Source organism: Burkholderia perseverans (assembly GCF_022870505.1).
GTDB classification, from domain to species: Bacteria; Pseudomonadota; Gammaproteobacteria; order Burkholderiales; family Burkholderiaceae; genus Burkholderia; species Burkholderia plantarii.
In genome coordinates this window covers 630040-655524 of record NZ_CP045093.1, presented here as the reverse complement: position 1 = coordinate 655524, position 25485 = coordinate 630040, and the positions used below count along the sequence as shown (strand labels likewise).

Annotated in this window: 12 protein-coding genes and 1 pseudogene; 9 read left to right on the top strand and 4 right to left on the bottom strand. The window is 63.7% G+C overall.

All coding sequences use genetic code 11. The features are described 5' to 3' along the window. The first annotated feature begins 100 nt into the window (after nt 1–100). Nucleotides 101–790, top strand: coding sequence for an aspartyl/asparaginyl beta-hydroxylase domain-containing protein (locus BpN12_RS02725; RefSeq protein WP_246793751.1), 690 nt, complete (start codon nt 101–103; stop codon nt 788–790). Between the two features lie 49 nt (nt 791–839). On the opposite strand, the gene BpN12_RS02720 is transcribed toward BpN12_RS02725, so the two are convergent. From BpN12_RS02720 to BpN12_RS02705, 4 genes and pseudogenes are all read right to left on the bottom strand, one after another. After that, nucleotides 840–1790: a choline ABC transporter substrate-binding protein gene (locus tag BpN12_RS02720; RefSeq protein WP_246793750.1), complete on the bottom strand. Its 951-nt coding sequence runs from the start codon at nt 1788–1790 to the stop codon at nt 840–842. Nucleotides 1791–1919: 129 nt separating this feature from the next. Next, a complete protein-coding gene (locus BpN12_RS02715) occupies nt 1920–2924 on the bottom strand; it encodes a GlxA family transcriptional regulator (RefSeq protein ID WP_425306279.1) in 1005 nt (334 codons plus the stop codon). 115 nt (nt 2925–3039) lie between these two features. Continuing rightward, nucleotides 3040–3933: a choline ABC transporter permease subunit gene (gene choW / locus BpN12_RS02710; RefSeq protein ID WP_246793749.1), complete on the bottom strand. Its 894-nt coding sequence runs from the start codon at nt 3931–3933 to the stop codon at nt 3040–3042. Next, nucleotides 3926–5213 (bottom strand): annotated as a pseudogene (locus BpN12_RS02705) (quaternary amine ABC transporter ATP-binding protein); the annotation flags it as partial. The gene choW and the pseudogene BpN12_RS02705, both read right to left, overlap by 8 nt. A 664-nt stretch (nt 5214–5877) precedes the next feature. Between BpN12_RS02705 and BpN12_RS02700 the strand changes: the two are divergent. The 8 genes from BpN12_RS02700 (at nt 5878) to BpN12_RS02655 (ending at nt 25410) form a co-directional block, all read left to right on the top strand. Next, entirely contained in the window at nt 5878–6531 is a 654-nt protein-coding gene (locus BpN12_RS02700; protein ID WP_246793748.1) for an NADPH-dependent FMN reductase, read from the top strand. A 301-nt stretch (nt 6532–6832) separates the two neighbouring features. Beyond that, a complete protein-coding gene (locus tag BpN12_RS02695; RefSeq protein ID WP_246794605.1) occupies nt 6833–7048 on the top strand; it encodes a transcriptional regulator in 216 nt (71 codons plus the stop codon). Nucleotides 7049–7159: 111 nt separating this feature from the next. Then, a complete protein-coding gene (locus tag BpN12_RS02690) occupies nt 7160–8059 on the top strand; it encodes a ferritin-like domain-containing protein (protein WP_246793746.1) in 900 nt (299 codons plus the stop codon). A gap of 898 nt (nt 8060–8957) precedes the next feature. Then, nucleotides 8958–21704, top strand: a complete 12747-nt coding sequence (locus tag BpN12_RS33425) for an ESPR-type extended signal peptide-containing protein (RefSeq protein WP_425306299.1) — start codon at nt 8958–8960, stop codon at nt 21702–21704. Then, a complete protein-coding gene (locus BpN12_RS02670) occupies nt 21701–22846 on the top strand; it encodes a DUF2827 domain-containing protein (RefSeq protein ID WP_246793739.1) in 1146 nt (381 codons plus the stop codon). The genes BpN12_RS33425 and BpN12_RS02670 overlap by 4 nt, the downstream gene beginning before the upstream one ends. Nucleotides 22847–22868: 22 nt before the next feature. Then, nucleotides 22869–24020, top strand: a complete 1152-nt coding sequence (locus BpN12_RS02665) for a DUF2827 domain-containing protein (RefSeq protein ID WP_246793738.1) — start codon at nt 22869–22871, stop codon at nt 24018–24020. A 51-nt stretch (nt 24021–24071) separates the two neighbouring features. After that, entirely contained in the window at nt 24072–24590 is a 519-nt protein-coding gene (locus BpN12_RS02660) for a DUF4019 domain-containing protein (RefSeq protein ID WP_246793736.1), read from the top strand. 196 nt (nt 24591–24786) lie between these two features. Beyond that, complete coding sequence (locus BpN12_RS02655; RefSeq protein ID WP_342346196.1) at nt 24787–25410, top strand: sigma-70 family RNA polymerase sigma factor; 624 nt, start codon at nt 24787–24789, stop codon at nt 25408–25410. Nucleotides 25411–25485 lie beyond the last annotated feature (75 nt).

Below are 25485 nucleotides of genomic sequence, written 5' to 3'. Positions count from 1 at the left end.
GGCGCCAGTCACCTTTTCGTTAGCGGGCGTAACCTGACGTAACCCGATGTCCGCCCGGAATGGGGCAGTATGTCCGGGATTGCCCCGACGTTACAGGATCATGTCCGCCGTCTACGACTACGCCACCGATCTGCTTCGTTCGTTGTACGACCGCCACATCGAAAACGGCGCGGTGCTCGAGAGCGCCGCGTTCCCCGACGCGGCGCGCTTTGCCGGCGCATGGCGCGAGATTCGCGCGGAAGCGCTCGAGGTGGCGCGCGACCTGCCGCGCATCCCGCGCTTCCACGACATCATGAGCGAGCAGGCCGACATCTCCGCGAACGACAATCGCGACTGGCGCATGTTCATCATGCAAGCCTACGGCGTGCGCTTCGCGAAGAACCGCGCGCGCTGCCCGCGGATCACCGAGATCGTCGACGCTTCGCCCGACGTGCTGTCGGCCTCGCTGTCGTTCCTCGCGCCGGGCAAGCACATCCCGCCGCATCGCGGGCCGTTTCGCGGCGTGCTGCGCGGCTATCTGGTGCTGTCGATGCCGAAGCGCGACGACGGCACGCCCGCCGCCGTGCTGAAGGTGGACGGCCGCGATTACCGGCTCCACGACGGCCAGTTCCTGCTGTGGGACGACACCTTCGAACACGAGGTCTGGAACGACAGCGACAGCGTGCGGATCGTGCTGCTGCTCGACATCCGCCGCCGCGACCTGCCGCTGCGCCTGCAGTGGCTGTCGGCCGGCATCGTTCAGCTGATCCGGCTCGGGATCCGGTTGCGCGGCGGCTCGATCCCGGTCTGAGTCTGGACCAAGCCCCTGCGCGCCTCGGGGGACGCGCGCCGGGCCGCGCTCACTGCACGCCCAGATAGCGCTTCACGGCCGGCAGCCCCGGCTTGCCGTCGAACGTCGTCACGCCGGCCAGCCACTTGTCGAGCACCTGCGGATTCGCCTTCAGCCATGCGTTCGCGGCCTGGTTCGGATCCTCCTTGTTCATGATCGGCACCATCACGTGGTTCTCGATCTGGGTGCTGAACTGCAGGTTCGACACGAACTTAGCCACGTTCGGGCAGCGCGCCGCGTAGTCGGGCGGCGTGGCCGTCAGCACGCGCGCCTCGCCGAAGTTCGGACCGAACACGTCGTCGCCGCCCGTCAGGTAGTCCATCTTGAACTGCACGTTCATCGGATGCGGTTCCCAGCCGAGGAACACGATCCACTGCTTGTTGCGGATCGCGCGGTTCACCTCCACCAGCATGCCCGCCTCGCTCGACTCCACCAGCTTGAACTTGCCGAGCCCGTACTGGTTGCCGTCGATCATCTTGCGGATCAGCGCGTTGCCGTCGTTGCCGGGCTCGATGCCGTAGATCTTGCCATCAAGCTTGTCGGCGTACTTCTGGATGTCGGCGAACGATTTCAGGCCGCCCTGATAGACGTAGTCGGGCACCGCCAGCGTGTACTTGGCGCCGGTCAGGTTCGGCGTGGCCAGCACCTTGATCGTGCCGGCCCTGGTGAACGGCGCGATGATCGGGTCCATGGTCGGCGACCAGTAGCCGAGGAACACGTCGATCTGCTTGCTCTTGATCCCCGCGAACGTGATCGGCACCGAGGCGATGGTCTTGGTCGGCGTATAGCCGAGCCCGGCCAGCATCGTCGAGGCGAGCCCGGTGGTGGCCGCGATGTCGCTCCAGCCCACATCGGCGAAGCGCACCGTCTTGCAGGCCTGCGGATCGGCCGCGCGCGCGGCCGTCCACGGCGTCACGGCCATCCCGAGCCCGCAGGCCGCCGTGATCAGGAATCGTTTCATGTTCTTCTCTCCTCTCAGCTGGGTTCAATACACAAGACAAGACAGGGTGCGGTACAGAGCGGCGCGGCCCGGCGCCGGCGGTTGATTTCCCGCGGGCCGGTTTGCCTCGCCCGGCTCGATGCCCGGGTTTCAGCGCCCCGGCGTGCGGCGCTCGTAGCTCGGCGCGTGGCCGAACTGCGCGCGGTAGGCCTTGCTGAAATGGCACGGCGAGTGGAAGCCGCAGACGGCCGTCACGCGCGCGATCGACGCGTCGGTGGTGCGCAGCAGGTCGCGCGCGCGCTTGAGCCTCAGCGTCAGGTAATAGTGGGTGGGCGAGACGTTCAGGTAGATCTTGAACATGCGCTGCAGGTGCCGCTGCGAGAGCCGCACGAGGCGCGCGAGTTCGTCGAGCGAGAGCGGTTCCTCGATGTTGGCCTCCATCAGCCGCACCACCTCGACCAGTTCCGCGCGCGAGAAGCCGACGCGCGCGTCGACCGGGATCGGCTGCGGATCGCCCGCGCCGCGGATCCGTTCGAGGATGAACTGCTCGGAGACCTGCGCGGCCAGCGACTGGCCGAGCCGCGCGCCCACCAGGTTCAGCATCAGGTCGAGCGGCGCGGTGCCGCCGGTGCAGGTGAGCCGGTCGCGATCGACCACGAACAGCTCGTCGGCGAAGGCCACCTGCGGGAACTCCGCATGCAGCACCGAGAGGTTCTCCCAGTGGACCGTGCAGCGATAGCCGTCGAGCAGGCCGGCCGACATCAGCGCGTAGGCACCGGTGCAGATCCCGCCGAGCGGCACGCCGCGCGCGGCCAGCGCCGCCAGCGCCTCGCGCGTGCGCGCGTCCACCACGTCGCGAATCCGGATCCCGCCGCAGACGATCATCACGTCGGGCAGCGGGCCGTCGGGATCGAGCGGCTCGGTGGGCCGCACCGCGATGCCGTTGCTCGCCTGCACGGGGCCGCCATCGAGCGAATGGATCGACCAGCGGTAATGCTGGGCGCGGCCGACGTAGTTCGCCATCCGCAGCACCTCGACCGCGCTGGTGAACGCGATCATCGAGAAATGCGGCAGCGTCAGGAATCCGAAATGCGCGAGCGGCGGCACGGCCGCCGCTCGGGCGGCAGGCGCGGGCTCGACTGCGAGGCTACTCACGATCGCTCTCCCGACATGAGCAGGTTGCACGAAGCCGGTGCCGGCGGCACATGGCCGCCGGCACCGGCAACAGGAACGAAACGGATCAGGCGAGGCGGGCCGGCAGGCTCAAGGCTCAGGCCTGCACGGCGGCCTTGTTGCCGAACAGCTGCCGGAAGCCCGAGAACAGCGGCGCGCGCGCGGTACCGGGGGCGCGGCCGAAGCTTTCCGTGATGCGGTCGAGGATGATCGCGAGCAGCACCACCGACAGCCCGCTCTCGAAGCCGAGGCCGATGTCGAGACGCTGGATGCTGGCCAGCACGTCGTTGCCGAGGCCGCCCGCGCCCACCATCGAGGCGATGATCACCATCGACAGCGCCATCATGATGGTCTGGTTCACGCCTTGCATGATCGACGGCAGCGCGTTCGGGAACTGCACCTTGTAGAGCAGCTGCCACGGCGTGCAGCCGAACGCCTGGCCCGCCTCGACGATCTCGCGGTTGACGTGGCGGATGCCGAGGCTCGTCAGGCGCACCGCCGGCGGCATCGCGAAGATCACCGTGGAGAGGATCCCCGGCACGCGGCCGAGGCCGAACAGCATCGCGGCCGGAATCAGGTAGACGAACGCCGGCATGGTCTGCATCAGGTCGAGGATCGGCCGCACGATGGTGGACACCCACTTGCTCTTGGCCGCCCACACGCCGAGCGGAATGCCGAGCACGAGGCTGATGAGGGTGGACGACAGCGTCAGGCCCAGCGTGACCACCGTCTGGTCCCAGAAGCCGGTGGCGAAGATCAGCAGCATCGACAGCGTCGTGAAGATCGCGAAGCGCCAGCCCACGCGCCACAGCCCGATGCCGATGAAGATCGCCATCAGCAGCCACATCGGGATCGCCTGCAGGCCGTGCTCGACCAGCGCGGCGAGGCTTTCGATCGCCCGGCCGATCGCGTCGAACGTCTTCGCGTCGTGGTCGAGCAGGTAACGGACCGACTGGTCGACCCAGCTTCCGAGCGGAATCAGTTCAGACATGGGAACCTCGCGAACGCGTGATGGCCTTCAGGAGCACGGCCCGATCGACGGAGCCGCAGTAACAGCCGTCGCCATCGACGACGGGCAGCGCATTCGGGCTCGCGACGACACGCTCGACCACATGATCGAGTGTGGCGTCGTGAGGAATGCATTCGACGTGGCGCACGCTCGGCGCGCTCGCGCCGATCGCCTCGCGCGTGACGAAGCCGCGGATCTTGCGCGACTCGTCGAGCACGAACGCGTATTCGGCGCTGCCGTTCAGCGTGGCCGCGACGTTGGCCGCGTCCAGGCGCGACATGGTGGGCACCGCGCCCGTCTGCATCAGGTCGCTCGCCGTCAGGTAGCGGCTCGTGTCGATGCCTTCGAAGAACGCGCGCACGTAGTCGTCGGCCGGGTTCGCGATGATGTCCTGCGGCGTGCCCACCTGCACCAGCCGGCCGCCTTCCATGATCGCGATGCGCGTGCCGATGCGCAGCGCTTCCTCCAGGTCGTGCGAGACGAACATGATGGTGCGGCGCTGCTCCTTCTGCAACTGCAGCAGTACGTTCTGCATCTCCTTGCGCTTCAACGGATCGAGCGCCGAGAACGCCTCGTCCATGATCATCAGCGACGGGTTCACGGCCAGCGCGCGGGCCAGGCCGACGCGCTGCTGCATGCCGCCCGACAGCTCCGACGGCAGCTTCTTCGCGAACGCGGCGAGGCCGACCTGCTCGAGCACGTCCATCGCGCGGCGCTCGCGGTCCTTGCGGCCCACGCCGGCCACTTCCAGGCCGAACGCGGCGTTCGACAGCACCGTGCGCTGCGGCATCAGCGCGAACGACTGGAACACCATGCTCATGTCGGTACGGCGCAGCGCCGTCAGCTCCGCGCGGCGCACGGCGGCCACGTCGCGGCCGTCGATCAGCACCTTGCCGGCGGTCGGCTCGACCAGCCGGTTGACGAGGCGGATCAGCGTGGACTTGCCCGAACCGGACAGGCCCATCAGCACGAAGATCTCGCCTTCCTGCACCTCGAACGACACGTCGTGTACGCCGACCACCTGGCCGGTGCGCTTGAAAATCTCATCCTTCGTCGACCCGGCTGCGAGCAAGTCGAGCGCCTGCTTCGGGTTGTTTCCAAAAACCTTGCACAGACCTTCGACTACGACCTTGGGGGCATCCATCGAAACCTTCTCCTCGTGTAGCGGGGGCTCACACCATCAGAGCGTGCCTCAATGGTTGCCAGAAAAAACTGCCATGGGCCGACGAATTCCGACAGACGCTTGCGCAAATACGACACCGGCATTTGTCCTGCTCCGCCAGCACCGGCGCGGCTCGCCCGCCACCGCCACGCCCGTTGCGGCGGCGCATCACGCCAAAGCTGGCGACCGGCGCGGCTTTCGGTGTCGGATCATGCGCCGCGTCAACGCGCGAGGCGACGCCGGCGCGCGACGGAAAACCACAAAACGCGAAGTCGTAATTCGACAAGATCATGTCCGTTCGCCGATGCGTGCATGCGGGCCTTCGGCGCACGATCGTTCGCGGCCGTTGCGATGCCGGGCATGAAGCGAGGTGCAACCCGGTCGCACCGGCATCGGGCGGCGCGATGCACCGCCGCACGAGCAGGCCGCCGGCATGCCGGCGATATCGTTGCGCGTGCACGTGTCCGCTCGTTTTGTGAGGATTACCGATCGATCCGGATGGTGACGACGCGCGAAGGCACCCTGGCTCCGTAACGAAAAGACGCGCCGCGATCCCATCGACGTGCTCTGCCGATGCCGCCGAAGAGCGGGCCCAAGCTGTGCGACGCGCCCGCGGCCGCCGGTCTGCCGCCCCCGGCCCGGCGCCGCTTGCCGCGCCGGCGGGCATATCGATAGAACGAAAAGTCGTTTCCCGCCCCGCGTCGGCCTCGTTACCATGCCAGTTCGAGCCTGGAGATCAGGCACCGCATTCCCGGGAGCGCATCTTGACTGCATTCGACCAACATCGCCGGCCGTTCATCGTCGGTATCGGCGGGACGACCCGCGCGGCCTCGTCCACCGAACGCGCGCTGAACTTCGCGCTGCGCGGCGCCCAGGCCGCCGGGGCACGTACCCGGCTGTTCGACGGCCCGTTCCTGCATTCGCTGCCGCACTACGCGCCGGAACAGAACAGTCTCAGCGCCGCGCAGATCGAGCTGATCGAGGCCGTGCGCGACGCCGATGCCGTGATCATCGCGACGCCCGGCTACCACGGCGGCGTGTCCGGCCTCGTCAAGAACGCGCTCGACACGCTCGAGGAGCTGCGTGCCGACCCGCGCCCCTACCTCGACGGTCGTGCCGTCGGCTGCATCGTCACGGCCTACGGCTGGCAGGCAGCCGGCACGGTGCTGAGCTCGCTGCGCTCGATCGTCCACGCGCTGCGCGGCTGGCCCACGCCGTTCGGCGCCGCCGTCAACACGCTCGAAACGCGCTTCGATACCGCCGATACCTGCACCGACACCAAGGTGGCCGGCCAGCTGGAAACGGTCGGCGCGCAGGCGGCCGAATTCGCGCTCGCGTTCGCCTCGCACCGGGCCGCCACCGCCGTGGCCACCGGCGGCGACTTCGCGCCACCAGTGCTGAAATTCGCGTCGAACTGAGCCGCCGCTGAACCATTGAATCACCGGGCCGGGTGCCGTTTTCGCACCCGGCTGCTTCGTTGCTTTCGCCCATTCGCGCCCGTCGCCGATCCGCCTTGCCGGTTTGCCAACCCGTGCGATCCCCTTCCCTCCGCACCGAACGCATACAACCGCCTCGATTGCGCCGGCCGCATCGTTCGCATCGCATGCCGGCCGCGATATGCATTCGCCGATCGCCGCGCATATGCTTCGCCGGAAAGATTGGTTCCGCCGCGCGGCCGGCGCGCTTACGCTGCGAACTCCACGTTTTCCTTCACACGCCATGATTCGTCCGATCCGCTACAAAGGCTACGAAATGGCGCCCGCGGCCGCCCGGCAGCCGAACGGGCTGTTCGCCGCGAACCTGACGATCGAGAGGACGACGGCCGGGAAGCCCCGCGCCTATTCGTTCGACGCGATCGACTTCTTCTTCGACGAAGCGCACGCGCTCGCCTATGCCTCGCGCTGGGGACGCATCTGGATCGACGACCAGAGCTGAGCAACCCGTGCCGGACGGGAACGATCGACCTGGCCCGAAAAATACCGAAATCGACTGCCTATGCAACAATGGGCCGACCACGATTTCAGGCCAGACAGCAAGACGATTCTCATGTCCGACACGCTACAGCACGAGCAGGCGGCCGATCACGCCATGCGCAACTGGGCGCATGACAGCGCCGGCCCGATCCGCGCGGGCTCGGAAGCCCACAAGCAGATGTTCTGCCGGATGCTGCTCGACACCCACAACCCGTACAAGCCGGCCGTCATCGACTGGCCGCCGCTGTCCGCGGCCGAACTGAAGCGGCTCACCTCGCTGCCGATCTGGGACATCGCGGTGCAGACCGAAGGGCGCGCATCGATCCGCGTCGCCACCTTCGCGGCCACCCTCGACGATCCGCTGCTGCGTGCCGCGCTGACCATGGACGGCGAGGAAGAGGCGCGGCACAAGGTCGTGCTGTCGAAGCTGGTGGCCACCTACGGCATCGAGCTGGCCGCCGAGCCGCCCTACCCGCCGCCCGCCGATCCCGAATGGGCCTGGGTGCTGACCGGCTTCAGCGAGTGCATCGATAGCTTCTTCGCGTTCGGCCTGTTCCGCTCGGCCCAGCAGTCCGGCTTCTTCCCCGAGGCGCTCGTCGATACCTTCGAGCCGGTGATCCAGGAGGAAGGCCGCCACATCCTGTTCTTCGTGAACTGGTACGCGTGGTACTGGCGCAACCTGCCGTGGTGGAAGCGGCCGTGGTTCTTCCTGCGCGTCGCCGCCATCTGGATCACGCTGATTCGCGACCGTATCGGCATCGCGCGCGGCATCGACCCCGACGGCGTGGCCCGCGACGCGAACTTTCCGGCCAACGCCGCCACCACCGTGGGCGGCTCGCTGAAACCGCGCGACCTGATCGAGCTGTGCCTCGCCGAGAACGAGCGGCGCATGGCCGGCTACGATCCGCGCCTGCTGCGCCCGAAGTTCGTGCCGCGCATGGCGCGGCTCGCGCTGAAGTTCATCCGGAAGTGACCGCAACCGCGAAGCGGCACGGCATGCCTGGCACGCTGCCCGCTTCACGCCGGCGCCGGGTTCCCGGCGCCATGCACCGCCTGCCGACGCCGAACCGCCCCGGCGCGTAACGTCGAGGGCCCCTCACCCACGTCGGCGGCCTCGCCCCTCGCGTGCGGCGGCAGGATATCGCTGGTCTCCCCCTTCATGCGCCTCCGCGGCGGTGCCGCCGGCATTCGGCGCGCTTCTCGGGGCCTCCGCCAGCCGTGAATCCCGCTTGTCGTAGAGAAACGACACGGCCGGAAATGCGTGTCGGGTTTTCCCGGCAATTTCATAGGCATCCCGAAAATATCGCCCCTTTCGCGCCCGGTTTACCCGGAAATTTCGACGCATCCAAGATCTGATCGGGCATTAAATTCCAATTCAATCGATCCCCAATTGCTCATTTACAGCAAACCGTTCACATTAATTAAATTGATAATAAAATAGTTTCCGATTACATAACCCTCGAAAATACCAAGTATCCGGATTTATCATTTTTACAAACCCGGCAACCACACCATCACGTCCAAAACCGATGATTTGTCAAATGGCACCACGCCATCTTTTATGTAACAAATTTGTAAAGCACTGATAAAATCCTTTTATATCAATGCATAGCATGCTTTCTTCAGACGCTTCAGGGTTGCCTGATCGCCGCCCGGCAAGCGCCTGGCAGAAGCGTTGAACAAATTTAACACCCTGCCCAACCGCGATCGAACACAATGGTTTGCAGTTTCGAACTTCCAGTTTGCAGTTGTTTTCATTAGGTATTAGCCGCCTCCAATAAGATCTGCGCCATTGACCGATTTCCCCGCGCCTCATGAAGAAGCGCCAATGATTTCATGGCATGCGCGCGGCCCCGTGGAGAACCGCCATCATGAATCGTAACTACCGATCGATCTGGAATGAAGCTCTTGGCGCGTGGGTGGCCGCGTCGGAAATCGATTCAGCGAAGGGCAAGCCGAATAAATCGGCGGTGGCCAAGGCGGTAACGACCGCGGTGCTGGTGGCGGGTGCCGGCAACAACGCGGTGCAGGCGCAATACGCGACCGGCGGTGGCGCGACCACCAGCACTTCCGCGATCGCCATCGGCGGCAACGCGGCCGTGCTGGGCGTGTATACGCCCAGCAACACGATCGCCACCGGTACCGGCACGATCGCCATCGGTTCGAATTCGACCTCGACCGGGGCTGCCTCGATCACGCTCGGCTACGGATCGACGGCCACCGGCACCACCTCGATGGCGCTCGGCAACGGCGCGACCGCCACCGGCATCTACTCGACCGTGTTCGGTCACAATTCGTTCGCCACTGCCTCGAGCGCCGTCGCCCTCGGTTCCGGTTCCGGCGCGACCGGCCTGGGCTCCAGCGCGATCGGCAACGACACACGAGCGAGCGGCAGCAGTTCCATCGCCATCGGCGGCGGCGACAGTTCGGGCACCGGCGGTGCCACCGCGTCCGGCGCCACCTCGATCGCGATCGGGCGCTTCTCGGTGGCCACGGCCACCTCGTCGCTGACGGCCGGTGCCGGTGCGACCGCCTCGGCATCGTTCGCGACGGCCGTCGGCCCGAACGCCAGCGCACAGTACGCCAACAGCGTCGCACTCGGCGCCGGCAGCACCACTGCCGCCGCCGCGCCCACCACCGCCGGCTTCCTGACCGGCCAGGCCGCGCCGGGCTCCGAGGTGTCGGTCGGCTCGGCGTCCACGCTGCGCCGCATCACCAACGTCGCCGACGGTTCGGCCGCCACCGACGCCGTGACGGTCTCGCAGCTCAGCACCGGCCTGAGCACCACCACGAGTTCGATCACGAGCCTGTCGACGGTCACCTCGAGCGGCCTGTCGACCGCGAACAGCCGTGTGACGTCGATTTCCACCGGGCTGTCGACCACAGATAGTTCGGTGGCGTCGCTGTCGACGGGGGTGACTTCGATTTCGAGCGGGCTCAGCACGGCCAACAGCAATGTTGCTTCGTTGTCGTCCTCTACTTCGACGAGTGTGGGGTCGTTGTCAACGGGGCTGTCGACGACCAGCAGTACGGTGTCCTCGCTGTCGACCGGGGTGACATCGATTTCGAGTGGGCTGAGCACGACCAATAGCTCGGTGGCTTCGCTGTCGTCCTCAACGTCTACCAGTGTTGGGTCGCTTTCCACGGGGGCTGCTTCGTTGTCGAGCGGGCTCAGCACGGCAAACAGCAACGTTGCTTCGTTGTCGTCCTCCACATCGACGAGTGTGGGGTCGTTGTCTACCGGGCTGTCCAGCACCAACAGCACGGTTTCTTCGCTCTCGACTGGTGTCACTTCGATTTCGAGCGGGCTGAGTACGACCAATAGTTCGGTGGCTTCGCTTTCGACGGGTGCCACGTCGCTGTCCAGCGGGCTCAGCACGGCAAACAGCAACGTTGCTTCGTTGTCGTCCTCCACATCGACGAGTGTGGGGTCGTTGTCTACCGGGCTGTCCAGCACCAACAGCACGGTTTCTTCGCTCTCGACTGGTGTCACTTCGATTTCGAGCGGGCTGAGCACGACCAATAGTTCGGTGGCTTCGCTTTCGACGGGTGCCACGTCGCTGTCCAGCGGGCTCAGCACGGCAAACAGCAACGTTGCATCGTTGTCGTCCTCCACATCGACGAGTGTGGGGTCGTTGTCCACCGGGCTGTCGAGCACCAATAGCACGGTTTCTTCGCTCTCGACCGGAGTAACCTCGATCTCGAGCGGACTGTCCACGACAAACAGCAATGTCTCGTCGCTATCGTCTTCCGCCTCGACGAGCGTCAGTTCCTTGTCCACGGGCTTGTCGACGACCAACAGCAACGTCTCGTCGCTATCGTCATCGACCTCGACCAGCGTCGGTTCGCTGTCCACGGGACTTTCGACTACGAGTAGCTCGGTAAGCTCGCTGTCGACTGGCGCAGCGTCGCTCTCCAGCGGACTCAGCACGACCAACAGCAACGTCTCGTCGTTGTCGTCATCGACTTCGACCAGCGTCGGTTCGCTTTCCACTGGCTTGTCGACGACCAACAGCAATGTGGCGTCGCTTTCCTCCGGCATCTCCACGACGACCAGCTCCATTTCGTCGCTGTCGACAGGTGCCGCATCGTTGTCGAGCGGTCTCAGTACGACCAACAGCAATGTCTCTTCACTCTCGTCTTCAACGTCGACGAGCGTCGGTTCGCTTTCGACCGGGTTGTCGACGACGAACAGCTCCGTAACCTCGCTTTCTTCTGGGCTGTCGACCACGAACAGCAACGTCGGCTCGCTCTCCACTGGACTCTCGACTACCAACAGCACCGTTTCGTCGCTTTCGACCGGAGTGACATCGATTTCCAGTGGCTTGTCGACGACCAACAGTAATGTCTCGTCACTGTCGTCATCGACCTCGACCAGCGTGGGATCGCTGTCCACCGGACTCTCCACGACGAACAGCAACGTGGCATCGCTGTCCTCCGGCATCTCCACCACGACCAGTTCCATTTCCTCGCTGTCGACAGGTGCCGCATCCCTGTCCAGTGGGCTCAGCACGACCAACAGCAACGTTTCGTCGCTCTCGTCTTCGACCTCGACTAGCGTGGGGTCGCTGTCCACCGGACTCTCCACGACGAACAGCAACGTGGCATCGTTGTCTTCCGGCATCTCAACCACGACCAGTTCCATTTCCTCGCTGTCGACAGGTGCCGCATCCCTGTCCAGTGGGCTCAGCACGACCAATAGCAACGTCTCGTCGCTGTCGTCCTCGACTTCGACTAGCGTGGGGTCGCTATCCACCGGCCTGTCGACTACGAACAGCAACGTGACTTCGCTTTCGTCTGGCCTGTCGAGCACGAACAGCAGCGTCGGCTCGCTGTCGTCCTCGACCTCGACCAGTGTGGGTTCGCTGTCCACCGGTCTATCGACGACGAACAGCAACGTGGCGTCGCTGTCTTCCGGCATCTCCACCACGACCAGTTCCATTTCCTCGCTGTCGACAGGTGCCGCATCGCTCTCCAGTGGGCTCAGCACGACCAATAGCAACGTCTCGTCGCTGTCGTCCTCGACTTCGACCAGCGTGGGGTCGCTGTCCACCGGCCTGTCGACTGCGAACAGCAACGTGACTTCGCTTTCGTCCGGGCTGTCGAGCACCAACAGCAGCGTCGGTTCGCTGTCTTCCTCGACGTCAACCAGTGTCGGCTCGCTGTCAACCGGGTTGTCCACCACGAATAGTTCGGTGACTTCGCTTTCGTCTGGACTGTCGACTACCAACAGCAGCGTCGGCTCGTTGTCATCCTCTACTTCGACCAGCGTGGGGTCGCTCTCCACCGGACTCTCGACGACCAACAGCACTGTTTCGTCACTCTCGACCGGAGTGACCTCGATCTCCAGCGGATTGTCGACGACCAACAGCTCAGTCGCCTCGCTGTCGACTGGCGCCGCATCGCTGTCCAGCGGCCTCAGCACGACCAACAGCAACGTCTCGTCGCTCTCGTCTTCGACTTCGACTAGCGTGGGGTCGCTGTCCACCGGGCTGTCGACCACTAACAGTTCGGTGACTTCGCTTTCGTCCGGGCTGTCGACCACGAACAGCAACGTCGGTTCGCTGTCGTCCTCGACTTCGACCAGCGTGGGTTCGCTTTCCACCGGACTTTCGACCACCAACAGCGCTGTTTCGTCACTCTCGACTGGAGCGACCTCGATCTCCACCGGATTGTCGACGACCAACAGCTCGGTCGCCTCGCTGTCGACTGGCGCCGCATCGCTGTCCAGCGGCCTCAGCACGACCAACAGCAACGTCTCGTCGCTCTCGTCTTCGACTTCGACTAGCGTGGGGTCGCTGTCCACCGGGCTGTCGACCACTAACAGTTCGGTGACTTCGCTTTCGTCCGGGCTGTCGACCACGAACAGCAACGTCGGTTCGCTGTCGTCCTCGACTTCGACCAGCGTGGGTTCGCTCTCCACCGGACTTTCAACCACCAACAGCGCTGTCTCGTCACTCTCGACTGGAGTGACCTCGATCTCCAGCGGACTGTCGACGACTAACAGCTCGGTCGCTTCGCTATCGACTGGCGCCGCGTCGCTCTCCAGCGGCCTCAGCACCACCAACAGCAACGTCTCGTCGCTGTCGTCTTCGACCTCGACCAGCGTGGGCTCGCTCTCCACCGGGCTCTCGACAACCAACAGCACCGTTTCGTCGCTTTCGACTGGCGTGACGTCGATATCCAGTGGCTTGTCAACAACCAACAGCAATGTCTCATCGCTGTCGTCTTCGACTTCGACCAGCGTCGGGTCACTCTCCACGGGGCTGTCGACCACCAACAGCAACGTGACGTCGTTGTCGTCCGGGCTTTCCACGACGAATAGCAACGTCGCGTCGCTTTCCTCATCGACATCAACCAGTATCGGTTCGCTTTCCACCGGCGCTGCATCGTTGTCGAGTGGACTCAGCACCACCAACAGCAATGTCTCGTCGCTATCGTCTTCGGCTTCGACGAGTGTTGGTTCGCTGTCCACTGGCCTTTCCACGACGAATAGCAATGTTTCGTCGTTGTCTTCGTCGACCTCGACGAGTGTCGGCTCGCTCTCCACCGGCCTTTCGACGACCAACAGCAACGTGTCGTCGCTGTCGTCAGGGCTCTCCACGACGACCAGCTCGATTTCGTCATTGTCATCGGGTGTCACGTCGCTATCCAGCGGGCTCAGCACCACGAATAGCAATGTCTCTTCGTTGTCGTCGTCGACTTCGACCAGCGTGGGATCCCTGTCCACCGGCCTCTCGAGCACGAATAGCAACGTCACTTCACTGTCGTCTTCCGTGTCGACCGGTTTGTCGACGATAAACAGTAATGTTTCGTCGTTGTCGTCATCGACTTCGACCAGCGTTGGCTCCCTCTCCACCGGGCTATCGACGACGAATAGCAACGTTACCTCGCTGTCGTCTTCGGTATCGACTGGACTGTCGACCACCAACAGCAACGTTTCATCGCTGTCGTCCTCAACCTCGACGAGTGTCGGCTCACTGTCCACCGGCCTGGCCAGCACGAACAGCAACGTCGCTTCGCTGTCGTCGTCAACATCGACCGGCATCGGCTCTCTGTCCACTGGACTGTCGACCACAAACAGTAGTGTCACGTCGCTGTCGTCCGGACTCTCCTCGACAAACAGCAACGTTTCTTCACTGTCGTCCGGGCTCTCATCAGCAACCAGCGCTGTTTCGTCCTTGTCCTCTGGCGTCACATCGCTGTCGAGTGGACTCAGCACCACCAATAGCAACGTCTCGTCGCTCTCGTCTTCGACTTCGACAAGCGTTGGCTCGCTTTCCACCGGCCTTTCGACGACAAACAGCAACGTCTCGTCGTTGTCGTCAGGGCTGAGCACCACCAATAGCAATGTTTCGTCGCTCTCGTCTTCGACTTCGACCAGCGTCGGATCGCTGTCCACTGGCATTTCGACAACGAATAGCAATGTCACATCGTTGTCGTCATCGGTATCGACTGGACTGTCGACCACCAACAGTAATGTTTCGTCGCTGTCATCTTCGACCTCGACGAGCGTTGGTTCGCTCTCCACTGGCCTCTCGACGACAAACAGCAACGTCAGCTCGCTGTCGTCCTCCACGTCGACCGGAATCGGATCGCTTTCGACAGGCCTCAGTTCCACCAACAGCACGGTCTCGTCGCTGTCGTCTTCGACTTCGACCAGCGTCGGCTCACTGTCCACCGGGCTTTCGACCACGAACAGCAACGTCTCGTCACTGTCGTCGTCGACCTCGACCAGCGTCGGATCGCTCTCGACCGGACTCTCGACAGCCAACAGCAATGTTTCTTCGCTGTCGTCGGGACTGGGTACAACCAACAGCAACATCTCGTCGTTGTCCTCGTCAACATCTACAAGTGTCGGCTCGCTGTCCACCGGGCTTTCGACGACGAATAGCAACGTCACATCACTATCGTCCTCCACGTCGACTAGCGTCGGTTCGCTGTCGACTGGCCTCAGCTCCACCAACAGCACGGTCTCGTCGCTGTCGTCTTCGACTTCGACCAGCGTCGGCTTGCTCTCCACTGGTCTGTCGACAACCAATAGCAACGTCACCTCGCTGTCGTCCTCGGCATCGACCGGAATCAGTTCGCTCTCGACGAGCATCGGCTCCCTGTCGACCGGTGTCGGCTCTCTCTCGACGGGTATCGGCTCGCTATCGACCGGCCTCAGCTCCACCAACAGTACGGTCTCGTCGCTGTCGTCTTCGACTTCGACCAGCGTCGGTTCACTCTCCACGGGTCTGTCGACAACCAATAGCAACGTCTCGTCCTTATCGTCGGGATTGAGCACGACAAATAGCAACGTCGGCTCGCTGTCCACCGGACTCTCGACAGCGAACAGCAATGTCTCGTCGTTGTCGTCGGGTTTGAGCACGACAAATAGCAATGTCTCGTCGCTCTCGTCCTCGACTTCGGCCAGCGTTGGCTCACTGTCGACCGGCCTTTCGACAACGAACAGCAATGTCTCATCGTTGTCGTCGGGACTGAGTACGACCAACAGCAATGTCTCGTCGCTCTCGTCCTCGACTTCGACCAGCGTTGGCTCACTGTCAACCGGCCTTTCGACAACGAACAGCAATGTCTCATCGTTGTCGTCGGGACTGGGTACGACCAACAGCAATGTCTCGTCGCTCTCGTCCTCGACTTCGACCAGTGTCGGTTCACTCTCCACCGGGCTCTCGACGACGAACAGCAACGTCACATCATTGTCGAGTGGCTTGAGCACGACCAACAGTAACGTCGGCTCGCTGTCTTCATCCGTGTCGACGGGGCTGTCCACGGCCAATAGCAACGTTTCGTCGCTGTCGTCCGGCCTGAGCACCACAAACAGCAATGTCACCTCGCTGTCTTCGTCAGTGTCCACCGGACTGTCGACGACCAATAGCAACGTCTCGTCACTGTCGAGTGGCTTGAGTTCTACCAATAGCAATGTTGGTTCGCTCTCCACTGGCCTATCAACAACGAACAGCAATGTTTCGTCATTGTCGTCTTCGACGTCGACCAGCGTTGGCTCACTGTCCACTGGCCTTTCGACGACCAACAGCACCGTTACCTCTCTGTCGAGCGGGTTGAGCTCGACCAATAGCAGCGTTGGATCCCTGTCGACGGGCCTATCGTCCACAAACAGCAATGTGAGTTCGCTGTCCTCGTCGGTATCAAGCGGACTGTCGACGACCAACAGTAATGTCTCGTCGCTGTCGTCCTCGACTTCGACAAGCGTCGGTTCGTTGTCCACCGGTCTCTCGACGGCGAATAGCAACGTCACCTCGCTATCGAGCGGCTTGAGCACGACGAACAGCACCGTTGGTTCGCTGTCTACCGGGCTGTCCACAACGAATAGCAATGTCACTTCGTTGTCGTCGGGCTTGAGCACGACCAATAGCAATGTCACTTCGCTGTCCAGTGGCCTTAGCACCACCAACAGCAGCGTCTCGTCGCTCTCCACCGCGACTGGCTCACTCTCCACTGGCCTTTCGACCACGAACAGCAACGTCTCGTCGTTGTCATCCGGCCTCAGCAGCACCAACAGCAATGTTGGCTCGCTATCTACCGGACTTTCGACGACCAATAGCAATGTTTCCTCGCTGTCGAGTGGGTTGAGCACCACGAACAGCAGCGTCGGCTCGCTGTCTTCGTCGGTCTCCACTGGCCTGTCGACGACGAACAGTAATATCTCGTCACTGTCGTCCTCGACTTCGACCAGCGTTGGATCGCTCTCCACCGGGCTGTCTTCGACAAACAGCAATGTCAGTTCGCTGTCGTCCGGCTTGAGTACCACCAACAGTAGTGTTGGCTCCCTCTCGTCGGGTCTGTCCACGACGAACAGCAATGTGTCTTCGCTATCGAGTGGCCTGAGTACCACGAATAGCAATGTCGGATCGTTGTCGACTGGACTTTCGACCACAAACAGCAACGTCACCTCGCTGTCGAGCGGCCTCAGCAGCACCAACAGCAACGTCTCGTCGCTCTCCACCGCGACAGGCTCGCTGTCCACGGGGCTCTCTACGACCAATAGCAATGTGTCGTCGTTGTCCTCTGGCCTCAGCACCACGAATAGCAGCGTCGGCTCGCTGTCGTCGTCGGTATCGACCGGGTTGTCTACAACCAATAGCAACGTGTCCTCGCTGTCGTCCGGTCTGAGCACCACCAATAGCAATGTCGGTTCGTTGTCGACTGGACTTTCGACCACGAACAGCAACGTCACCTCGCTGTCGAGCGGCCTCAGCACCACCAACAGCAATGTTGGCTCGCTATCCACTGGACTCTCGACGACCAACAGCAACGTTTCTTCGCTGTCGAGTGGGTTGAGCACCACCAACAGCAGTGTCGGCTCGCTGTCTACCGGGCTGTCTACAACGAATAGCAATGTCACTTCGTTGTCGTCCGGCCTGAGCACGACCAACAGCAGCGTTGGTTCGTTGTCCACTGGCCTGTCCACGACGAACAGCAACGTCTCGTCACTTTCGTCCTCGACTTCGACCAGCGTCGGATCGCTCTCCACCGGGCTGTCTTCGACAAACAGCAACGTCTCGTCACTCTCCACGGCGACGGGCTCGCTCTCCACTGGACTCTCAACGACCAACAGCAACGTCAGTTCGCTGTCGTCCGGCTTGAGTACCACCAACAGTAGTGTTGGCTCCCTCTCGTCAGGTCTGTCCACGACGAACAGCAACGTGTCTTCGCTGTCGAGCGGCCTGAGTACCACGAATAGCAATGTCGGTTCGCTGTCGTCGTCGGTATCGACGGGGTTGTCGACAACCAACAGCAACGTGTCCTCGTTGTCGTCCGGTCTGAGCATCACCAATAGCAATGTCGGATCGTTGTCGACTGGACTTTCGACCACCAACAGCAACGTCACCTCACTGTCGAGTGGCCTCAGCACGACCAACAGCAACGTCTCGTCGCTCTCCACCGCGACGGGCTCGCTGTCCACGGGGCTCTCGACGACCAATAGCAATGTGTCGTCGTTGTCCTCTGGCCTCAGCACCACGAATAGCAGCGTCGGATCGTTGTCCACGGGTCTCTCGACAACAAATAGCAATGTCACATCATTGTCGAGCGGCCTCAGCACTACCAACAGCAGCGTCGGCTCACTATCTACCGGCCTTTCAGCGACGAACAGCAGTGTCACGTCGCTGTCGTCCGGCTTGAGCACTACCAACAGCAACGTGTCGTCGTTGTCGTCCGGCCTCAGCACGACCGACAGCAACGTCGGCTCGTTGTCGTCGTCGGTATCGACCGGGCTGTCAACGGCGAACAGCAACGTGTCTTCGCTGTCCACCGGACTGAGTACCACCAACAGCAATGTCTCGTCACTGTCGAGCGGACTCAGCACCACCAATAGCAGTGTCTCGTCGCTCTCCACCGCAACGGGTTCGCTGTCTACCGGACTCTCGACCACAAACAGCAACGTCTCGTCGTTGTCGTCTGGCCTCAGCACGACCGACAGCAACGTCGGCTCGTTGTCGTCGTCGGTATCGACCGGGCTGTCCACGACAAACAGCAACGTGTCTTCGCTGTCCACCGGACTCAGCACCACCAACAGCAATGTCTCGTCGCTGTCGAGCGGCCTCAGCACGACGAATAGCAGCGTCGGCTCCCTCTCGTCTGGTCTGTCGACGACGAATAGCAACGTTTCGTCGCTGTCGTCTTCGACTTCGACCAGCGTCGGCTCGCTGTCTACCGGTCTTTCCACCACGAATAGCAACGTCGCGTCGCTGTCGAGCGGCCTCAGCACAACCAATAGCAGCGTCTCGTCGCTCTCCACCGCAACGGGCTCGTTGTCCACTGGCCTCTCGACCACGAACAGCAACGTCTCGTCGCTGTCGTCTGGCCTCAGTACAACCAATAGCAGCGTCGGTTCGTTGTCGTCGTCGGTATCGACCGGGTTGTCCACGACCAACAGCAATGTCACATCGCTGTCGTCCTCGACTTCGACCAGCGTTGGATCACTGTCTACCGGCCTTTCGACCTCGAATAGCAACGTCACCTCGCTGTCGTCCGGCCTCAGTACTACCAACAGCAGCGTCTCGTCGCTCTCTACCGCGACTGGCTCGCTGTCTACGGGTCTTTCGACAACCAACAGCAACGTCGGCTCGCTGTCCACCGGCCTCAGCACCACCAACAGCAGTGTTGGCTCACTATCTACTGGTTTGTCTTCGACCAACAGCAATGTCTCGTCGCTGTCGAGCGGACTGAGCACCACCAACAGCAACGTGTCGTCGCTCTCCACCGCAACAGGATCGTTGTCTACCGGACTCTCGACCACAAACAGTAACGTCTCGTCGTTGTCGTCTGGGCTCAGCACAACCAACAGCAGCGTCGGGTCGTTGTCCACGGGTCTTTCGACCACCAACAGCAACGTCTCGTCGTTGTCGAGCGGCCTCAGCACCACGAATAGCAGCGTCGGCTCACTGTCCACTGGCCTTTCGACGACCAACAGTAACGTCAGCTCCTTGTCGTCCGGCCTCAGCACCACCAACAGCAGCGTCTCGTCGCTCTCCACCGCGACCGGCTCACTCTCCACCGGACTCTCGACGGCCAACAGCAACGTTTCGTCACTGTCGTCCTCGACCTCGACCAGTGTCGGCTCCCTGTCTACCGGCCTTTCCACCACGAACAGCAGTGTCACGTCGCTGTCGAGCGGATTGAACACCACTAACAGTAGCGTTGGCTCGCTGTCTACGGGTCTTTCGACAACCAACAGCAACGTCGGCTCGCTGTCTTCCGGCCTCAGCACCACCAACAGCAGTGTCTCGTCACTCTCCACCGCAACGGGCTCGCTGTCCACCGGCCTCTCGACCACGAACAGCAACGTTTCCTCGTTGTCGTCCGGCCTCAGCACCACCAACAGCAGCGTCTCGTCGCTCTCCACCGCAACGGGTTCGCTGTCCACCGGCCTCTCGACAACCAACAGCAACGTCACTTCACTGTCGTCCTCGACCTCCACCAGCGTCGGCTCGCTCTCCACCGGCCTGGCCACCACCAACAGCAACGTCGCCTCGCTCTCCACGGGCCTGTCGACCACCACCAGCAGCATCTCGTCGCTTTCCACCGTCACCGGCTCGCTCTCCACCGGCCTGGTAACGACGAACAGCAACCTGACGTCGTTGTCCACGTCCACGTCGTCCAGCGTCAGTTCGCTGTCCACCTCGGTCAGCTCGATCGCGAACTCGTCCGGCAAGGTCGGCAACGGCATGGCGGCCGCGCTCGGCGGCGGCGCGACCTACGATCCGGCCACCGGCACGATCACGCCGCCGAGCTACACGACATACAAGGCGAACGGCACCACGGCGAACGTCGACAATGTCGGCGCCGCGCTCGACAGCATCAATTCGAGCGGCGCCAGGTACTTCCACACCAACTCGGCGGGCCTGGATTCGATCGCCACCGGCGTGGACAGCGTCGCGATCGGCCCGAACGCGGTCGCCAACATCGACAACTCAGTGGCGATCGGCGGCGGCTCGGTCGCTACCGTGGCCACGCCGGTGAGTTCGGCCACGGTCGGCGGCATGACGTTCGGCAGCTTCGCGGGCAACAACCCGGTCGGCACGTTCAACATCGGCGGCCCGGGCTTCGAGCGCCAGTTGACGGGCCTCGCGGCGGGCCGCGTCTCCGCAACGAGCACCGACGCGGTGAACGGCAGCCAGCTGTTCCAGACCAACGCGGCGGTGGCTTCGCTGTCCACCAGCATCAACAACGCGGCAAACTCGATGTCGAGCTCGGTGGCCTCGCTGTCCACCTCGACGTCCGCGGCGATGAGTTCGCTGTCGTCGTCCACCTCGACGGCGGTCGGCTCGCTGTCCACCGGCGCCTCGGCCACCACCAGCAGCGTGGCGTCGCTGTCCACCTCGACTTCGACGACCACCGGCTCGCTGTCCACCGGCCTCTCCACGACGAGCAGCAGCGTGGCGTCGCTGTCGACCTCCACCTCCTCCGGCCTCGGCTCGCTGTCCACCAGCCTGTCGTCGACCAACACCTCGGTGGCGTCGCTGTCGTCGGGTCTCGGCACGGTCAGCACCGCGGTGGCCTCGCTGTCTTCGGCGGCCGACAACAACACCACGCGGTCGCTCAGCTCTGGCGGCTACGCGGCGGACATGTCGAAGGCGGGCGCCCAGGCACCGGCGGTCACGGCCGGCTCGAACTCGGTCGCACTCGGCCAGGGTTCGACCGACGACGGACGCTCGAACGTGGTGTCGGTGGGCAGCTCGGCGCAGCAGCGCCAGGTCACCAACGTGGCGCCGGGCACGGAAGGCACGGACGCGGTCAACGTCAACCAGTTGAGTGCGCTCTCGACTTCTATGTCACAATCGTTCGCCGGCCAGCAGAGCCAGATCAACACGCTGGGTACGCAGCTCACGCAGACCCAGCAGGCCCTGCAGCAGACGGACACGATGGCGCGCCAGGGGATCGCCGCGGCCACCGCGCTGACGATGCTGCCGCAGGTCGAACCGGGCAAGACGATCAACGTCGCGGTCGGCGTCGCGCGGTTCGCGGGCCAGTCGGGCATGGCGTTCGGCGCAAGCGCGCACGTGACAACCAACGGCATTCTGAAACTGGGCATCGGCGTCTCGGGCCAAAACAAGACGTATGGTGTCGGATATGGATACAGCTGGTGATCGATACTTCTCATGCCACGCCCCCCCATGGCAATGACAGACGCCTGACCGTCGGAATCTCGCTGTTCGCGAGGGACGGCCAGGCGATCTGGGAAAACGGCATCCATCAGAACATCGCGTTCCTCGCGATGATGCTCAAGCGGTCCGGACGCATCGCCCGGATCCTCTTCCTGAACGGCGGGGACGCGCAGCAGATCCCCGCCGGCCTCGATTTCTCCGATCTGGACATCGCGCTGGTGAACCCGCGCGACGTCTCGCACGAGCTCGACGTGGTGATCGAAATGGGCGCGCAGCTGCCGGTGGACTGGCTGCGCTACATGAAGACGCTCGGCAAGAAGCTGATCATGTGCTTCGTCGGCAACGTCTACGCGGGCCTCTGCGAAACGCCGATCTTCAACCAGCCCTCGGGCCACATCTTCAATGGCGGCCCCTACGACGAAGTCTGGATGCTGCCGAAGGACGACAAGACGGCCAAGCCGCTGCTGCGCACGCTGATGCGCGTGCCGGTCCATTCGATGCCGCACATCTGGTCGCCGCGCTTCATCGACCGGCGCATCGCGGCGCTCGCCGCCGAAGGCATCCGCTTCGGCTACCAGCCGGGCCGCGGCGCCTGGCGGCTGGCGATCCTCGAACCGAACATCTCGGTGGTCAAGAGCTGCCATTACCCGATGCTGGTGGCCGAGGAGTGCTATCGCGCGGAGCCGGCCTCGGTGCAGCATATGTACGTGATCAACACGATGCACATGAAGGACCATCGCACCTTCCTGCACTTCGCGAACAGCCTCGACCTGGTGCGCCACCACAAGGCCACCTTCGAGCCGCGCGTGGAAGTGCCGTCGTTCCTCTCGCAGCACGTGGACGCGGTGATCTCGCACCAGTGGGAGAACCCGCAGAACTACCTCTACTACGACGCGCTCTACGGCGGCTATCCGCTGATCCACAACTCGCCGATGCTCGGCGACGCCGGCTACTACTATCCGGAATTCGATTCGGCCACGGGCGGCCGCGTGCTGCTGGAAGCGTGGCGCGAACACGACGCGAATCTGGCCGGCTACCGCGAGAAGGCGGACGCGATGCTGCGGCGCGTCTCGATCGATAATCCGGCGAACCTCGACGCCTACGTCGAGCGCCTGTTTGCCTGACCGATTTCAGCGGAGAACCTGCATGTCCGATATCCCCGTCCGTGACGTCCAGAACGGCGGCAAGCGTCTCGTGGTGGGCGTCTCGCTGTACGTGCGCGGCGCCGGCCAGTCGCTGTGGGAAAACGGCATCTTCCAGAACTGCCTGCTGCTGGTGCTGCTGCTGCGGCAGTCGCCGCTGGTGGCCGAGGCGGTGATGGTGAACGGCGGCGGCACCGAGCCGGCCGATCCGCAGATGATGCTGGACGAATGGAACGTCCCGCTGGTCTCGATGGACGAGGCGATGGCGCGCTGCGACGTGCTGATCGAGATGAGCGCGCTGTTCAACGCCGACTGGCTCGCGGTGTTCCGCAAGCGCGGCGGCAAGGTGATCACGATGCGCGTGGGCAACGACTACGTGATCGACATCGAGCGCGCGATGTTCGACAAGCCGTCGGGCTTCCTGTTCTCGGGCGCGCGGTACGACGGCATCTGGACGATTCCGGAATTCGAGCACTCGTGCCGCCACTACCTCGAAACGGGGCTGCGCCAGAAGGTGACGATCGTCCCGCACATCTGGCATCCGATGCTGTTCGACAAGGCGCGCGACGCGCTCGAGGAAGGTCGCTCGTTCGGCTATCGCCCGGGCCGGTCGCGCTGGCGCATCGCGATGTTCGAGCCGAACATCTGCATGGTGAAGACGAGCATCATCCCGATGCTGGTGGCCGAAGAGGCCTATCGCGCACAGCCGTCGTTCGTGGAGTTCGTGCGCGTGTGCAACACGCTGCACCTGAAGGACCACACCACCTTCGTGCATTTTGCGCGCAGCCTCGACATCGTCAATCACAGCCTGGCGAGCTTCGAAGGCCGCTTCGCGATCTACGAGTTCATGTCGCAATACGGCGACGCGGTGGTCTCCCACACCTGGGAAAACGCGCAGAACTACCTCTACTACGAGCTGCTGTACGGCGGCTATCCGCTCGTCCACAACTCGCCCTACCTCGGCGAATGCGGCTACTACTATCCGGACTTCGATTGCCAGGAAGGCGGCCGGCAGCTGCTGCGCGCGTTTCGCGAGCACGACGCGAACCTCGATGCCTATCGCGGGCATGCCGCCCGCCTGCTGCATTCGGTCGACATCCATAACCCGGACAACGTCGCGGCCTACACCGAAGCGCTCGCCGCCGCCTATCGCTGACGCGCGGCCCCGCCGCCCCTCTCACTCCCTTCGAACGAGCCAGGAGGTCACTTGAAATCGATCCTGATACGATGCGCGGCCGCATGCGTGGCCGCCGGCGCGGCGAGCCTCGCGCAAGCCCAGACGCCGGCTCCGTCCCCCGCTGCGCCCGCCGCTCCGGTGCTCTCGCTGGCGCCCGTCAACTCCGGCACCTCGGCCGACGAGCTGCTGCGCGACGCCGACTACGCGCTGCAGCTGCTCGATGCGGGCCGCTATCAGGACCTGTGGAACGACGCCGCGCCGTTCGTCAAGCAGCGCTACGATCCGAAGCGCTTCGCGGACGACACGCGGATGTCGCGCGAAGCCGTGGGCGCGATCAAGAGCCGTGGCTGGGCCGCCGTCACGCGGATCATCTACAGCGGCGCGAAGGACGTGCCGGACGGCCTCTACGCGAACGTCGACTACGCGACCACGCAGACCTCGGGCAAGGTCGTCTACGAAAAGGTCAGCTTCCGGCTCGAGAGCGACGGCCGCTGGCACCTGACCGGCTACGTGCCGCGCGTCGCGCAAGGCACGATTCCGGGCAACTGACGGCACACGCGGCGGCCGGCGAAGCCTCCCGCCGCCCGCCGCGCTCCGATGCACCTCGCGCCCGGCACTCCGGCCTCGCGCGAGGCTGCCCGCGCCACCCCGGCGGCTCGTCACGCAGCAGGCAGGCAAAGCCGTTCTCGCGGCCGTCAGGCCCATGGTCCCCTCCCCTCGCATCCCGCCTCGCGGCACTTTCCGCTTGTCTCATCTCAAAAAGAAAACGATAATCATTCCCATTCTCAACAATCCCGGTTTCTGGCAGGCCCGTCCGCTGGATCGTGTACGGACTTCACAATCTCTTCCAGTGGTCGAACGTTACTACCGCGAACTCCTGCGCTTCCTTTCGCAACGCGTGAAGGACATCGACACGGCGTCGGACATCGCCCAGGAGAGCTACCTTCGCGTCCTCACGCTGCGTGGCTCCGGCACACCGATCAGCGATCCGCGCGGCCTGCTCTATCGCACCGCCCGCAATCTGGTCATCGATTCGTTCCGGCGCGCCGGCGTGCGCGACCAGCACGTGCAGCCGCTCGACGACGACTGCGACCGCCCCGCCGATCCGTCCAGCCAGCCCGAAAACGCATTCGAATCGTCGCAACGCACCGACATGCTGGTGGCGGCCATCGAAGCGCTGCCGCCGCGCTGTCGCGAGGCCTTCGTCCTGCACCGGTTCGAAGGCCTGAGCCATCTGGAGATCGCCGCGCGCATGGGCATTTCGCGCAACATGGTCGAAAAGCATGTGATCCGCGGCGTGCTGGCGTGCCGGCGGCAGCTGGCTGCGTGGGAAGGAACAGCCGACGAAACGCAAGCGGCCATCGATTGACTCGCGCGATCCCCGACTTCACGATGTCAGGTTTTTGCCTTGCCATGCGTCTTCCGGATCAGGCCCGCAGACGAT

Coding starts and splice junctions, on each gene's coding strand:
- BpN12_RS02725 (WP_246793751.1), top strand. CDS start 101: ATGTCCGCCGTCTACGACTACGCCACCGATCTGCTTCGTTCGTTGTAC.
- BpN12_RS02720 (WP_246793750.1), bottom strand. CDS start 1,790: ATGAAACGATTCCTGATCACGGCGGCCTGCGGGCTCGGGATGGCCGTG.
- choW (WP_246793749.1), bottom strand. CDS start 3,933: ATGTCTGAACTGATTCCGCTCGGAAGCTGGGTCGACCAGTCGGTCCGT.
- BpN12_RS02695 (WP_246794605.1), top strand. CDS start 6,833: ATGATTCGTCCGATCCGCTACAAAGGCTACGAAATGGCGCCCGCGGCC.
- BpN12_RS02690 (WP_246793746.1), top strand. CDS start 7,160: ATGTCCGACACGCTACAGCACGAGCAGGCGGCCGATCACGCCATGCGC.
- BpN12_RS33425 (WP_425306299.1), top strand. CDS start 8,958: ATGAATCGTAACTACCGATCGATCTGGAATGAAGCTCTTGGCGCGTGG.
- BpN12_RS02665 (WP_246793738.1), top strand. CDS start 22,869: ATGTCCGATATCCCCGTCCGTGACGTCCAGAACGGCGGCAAGCGTCTC.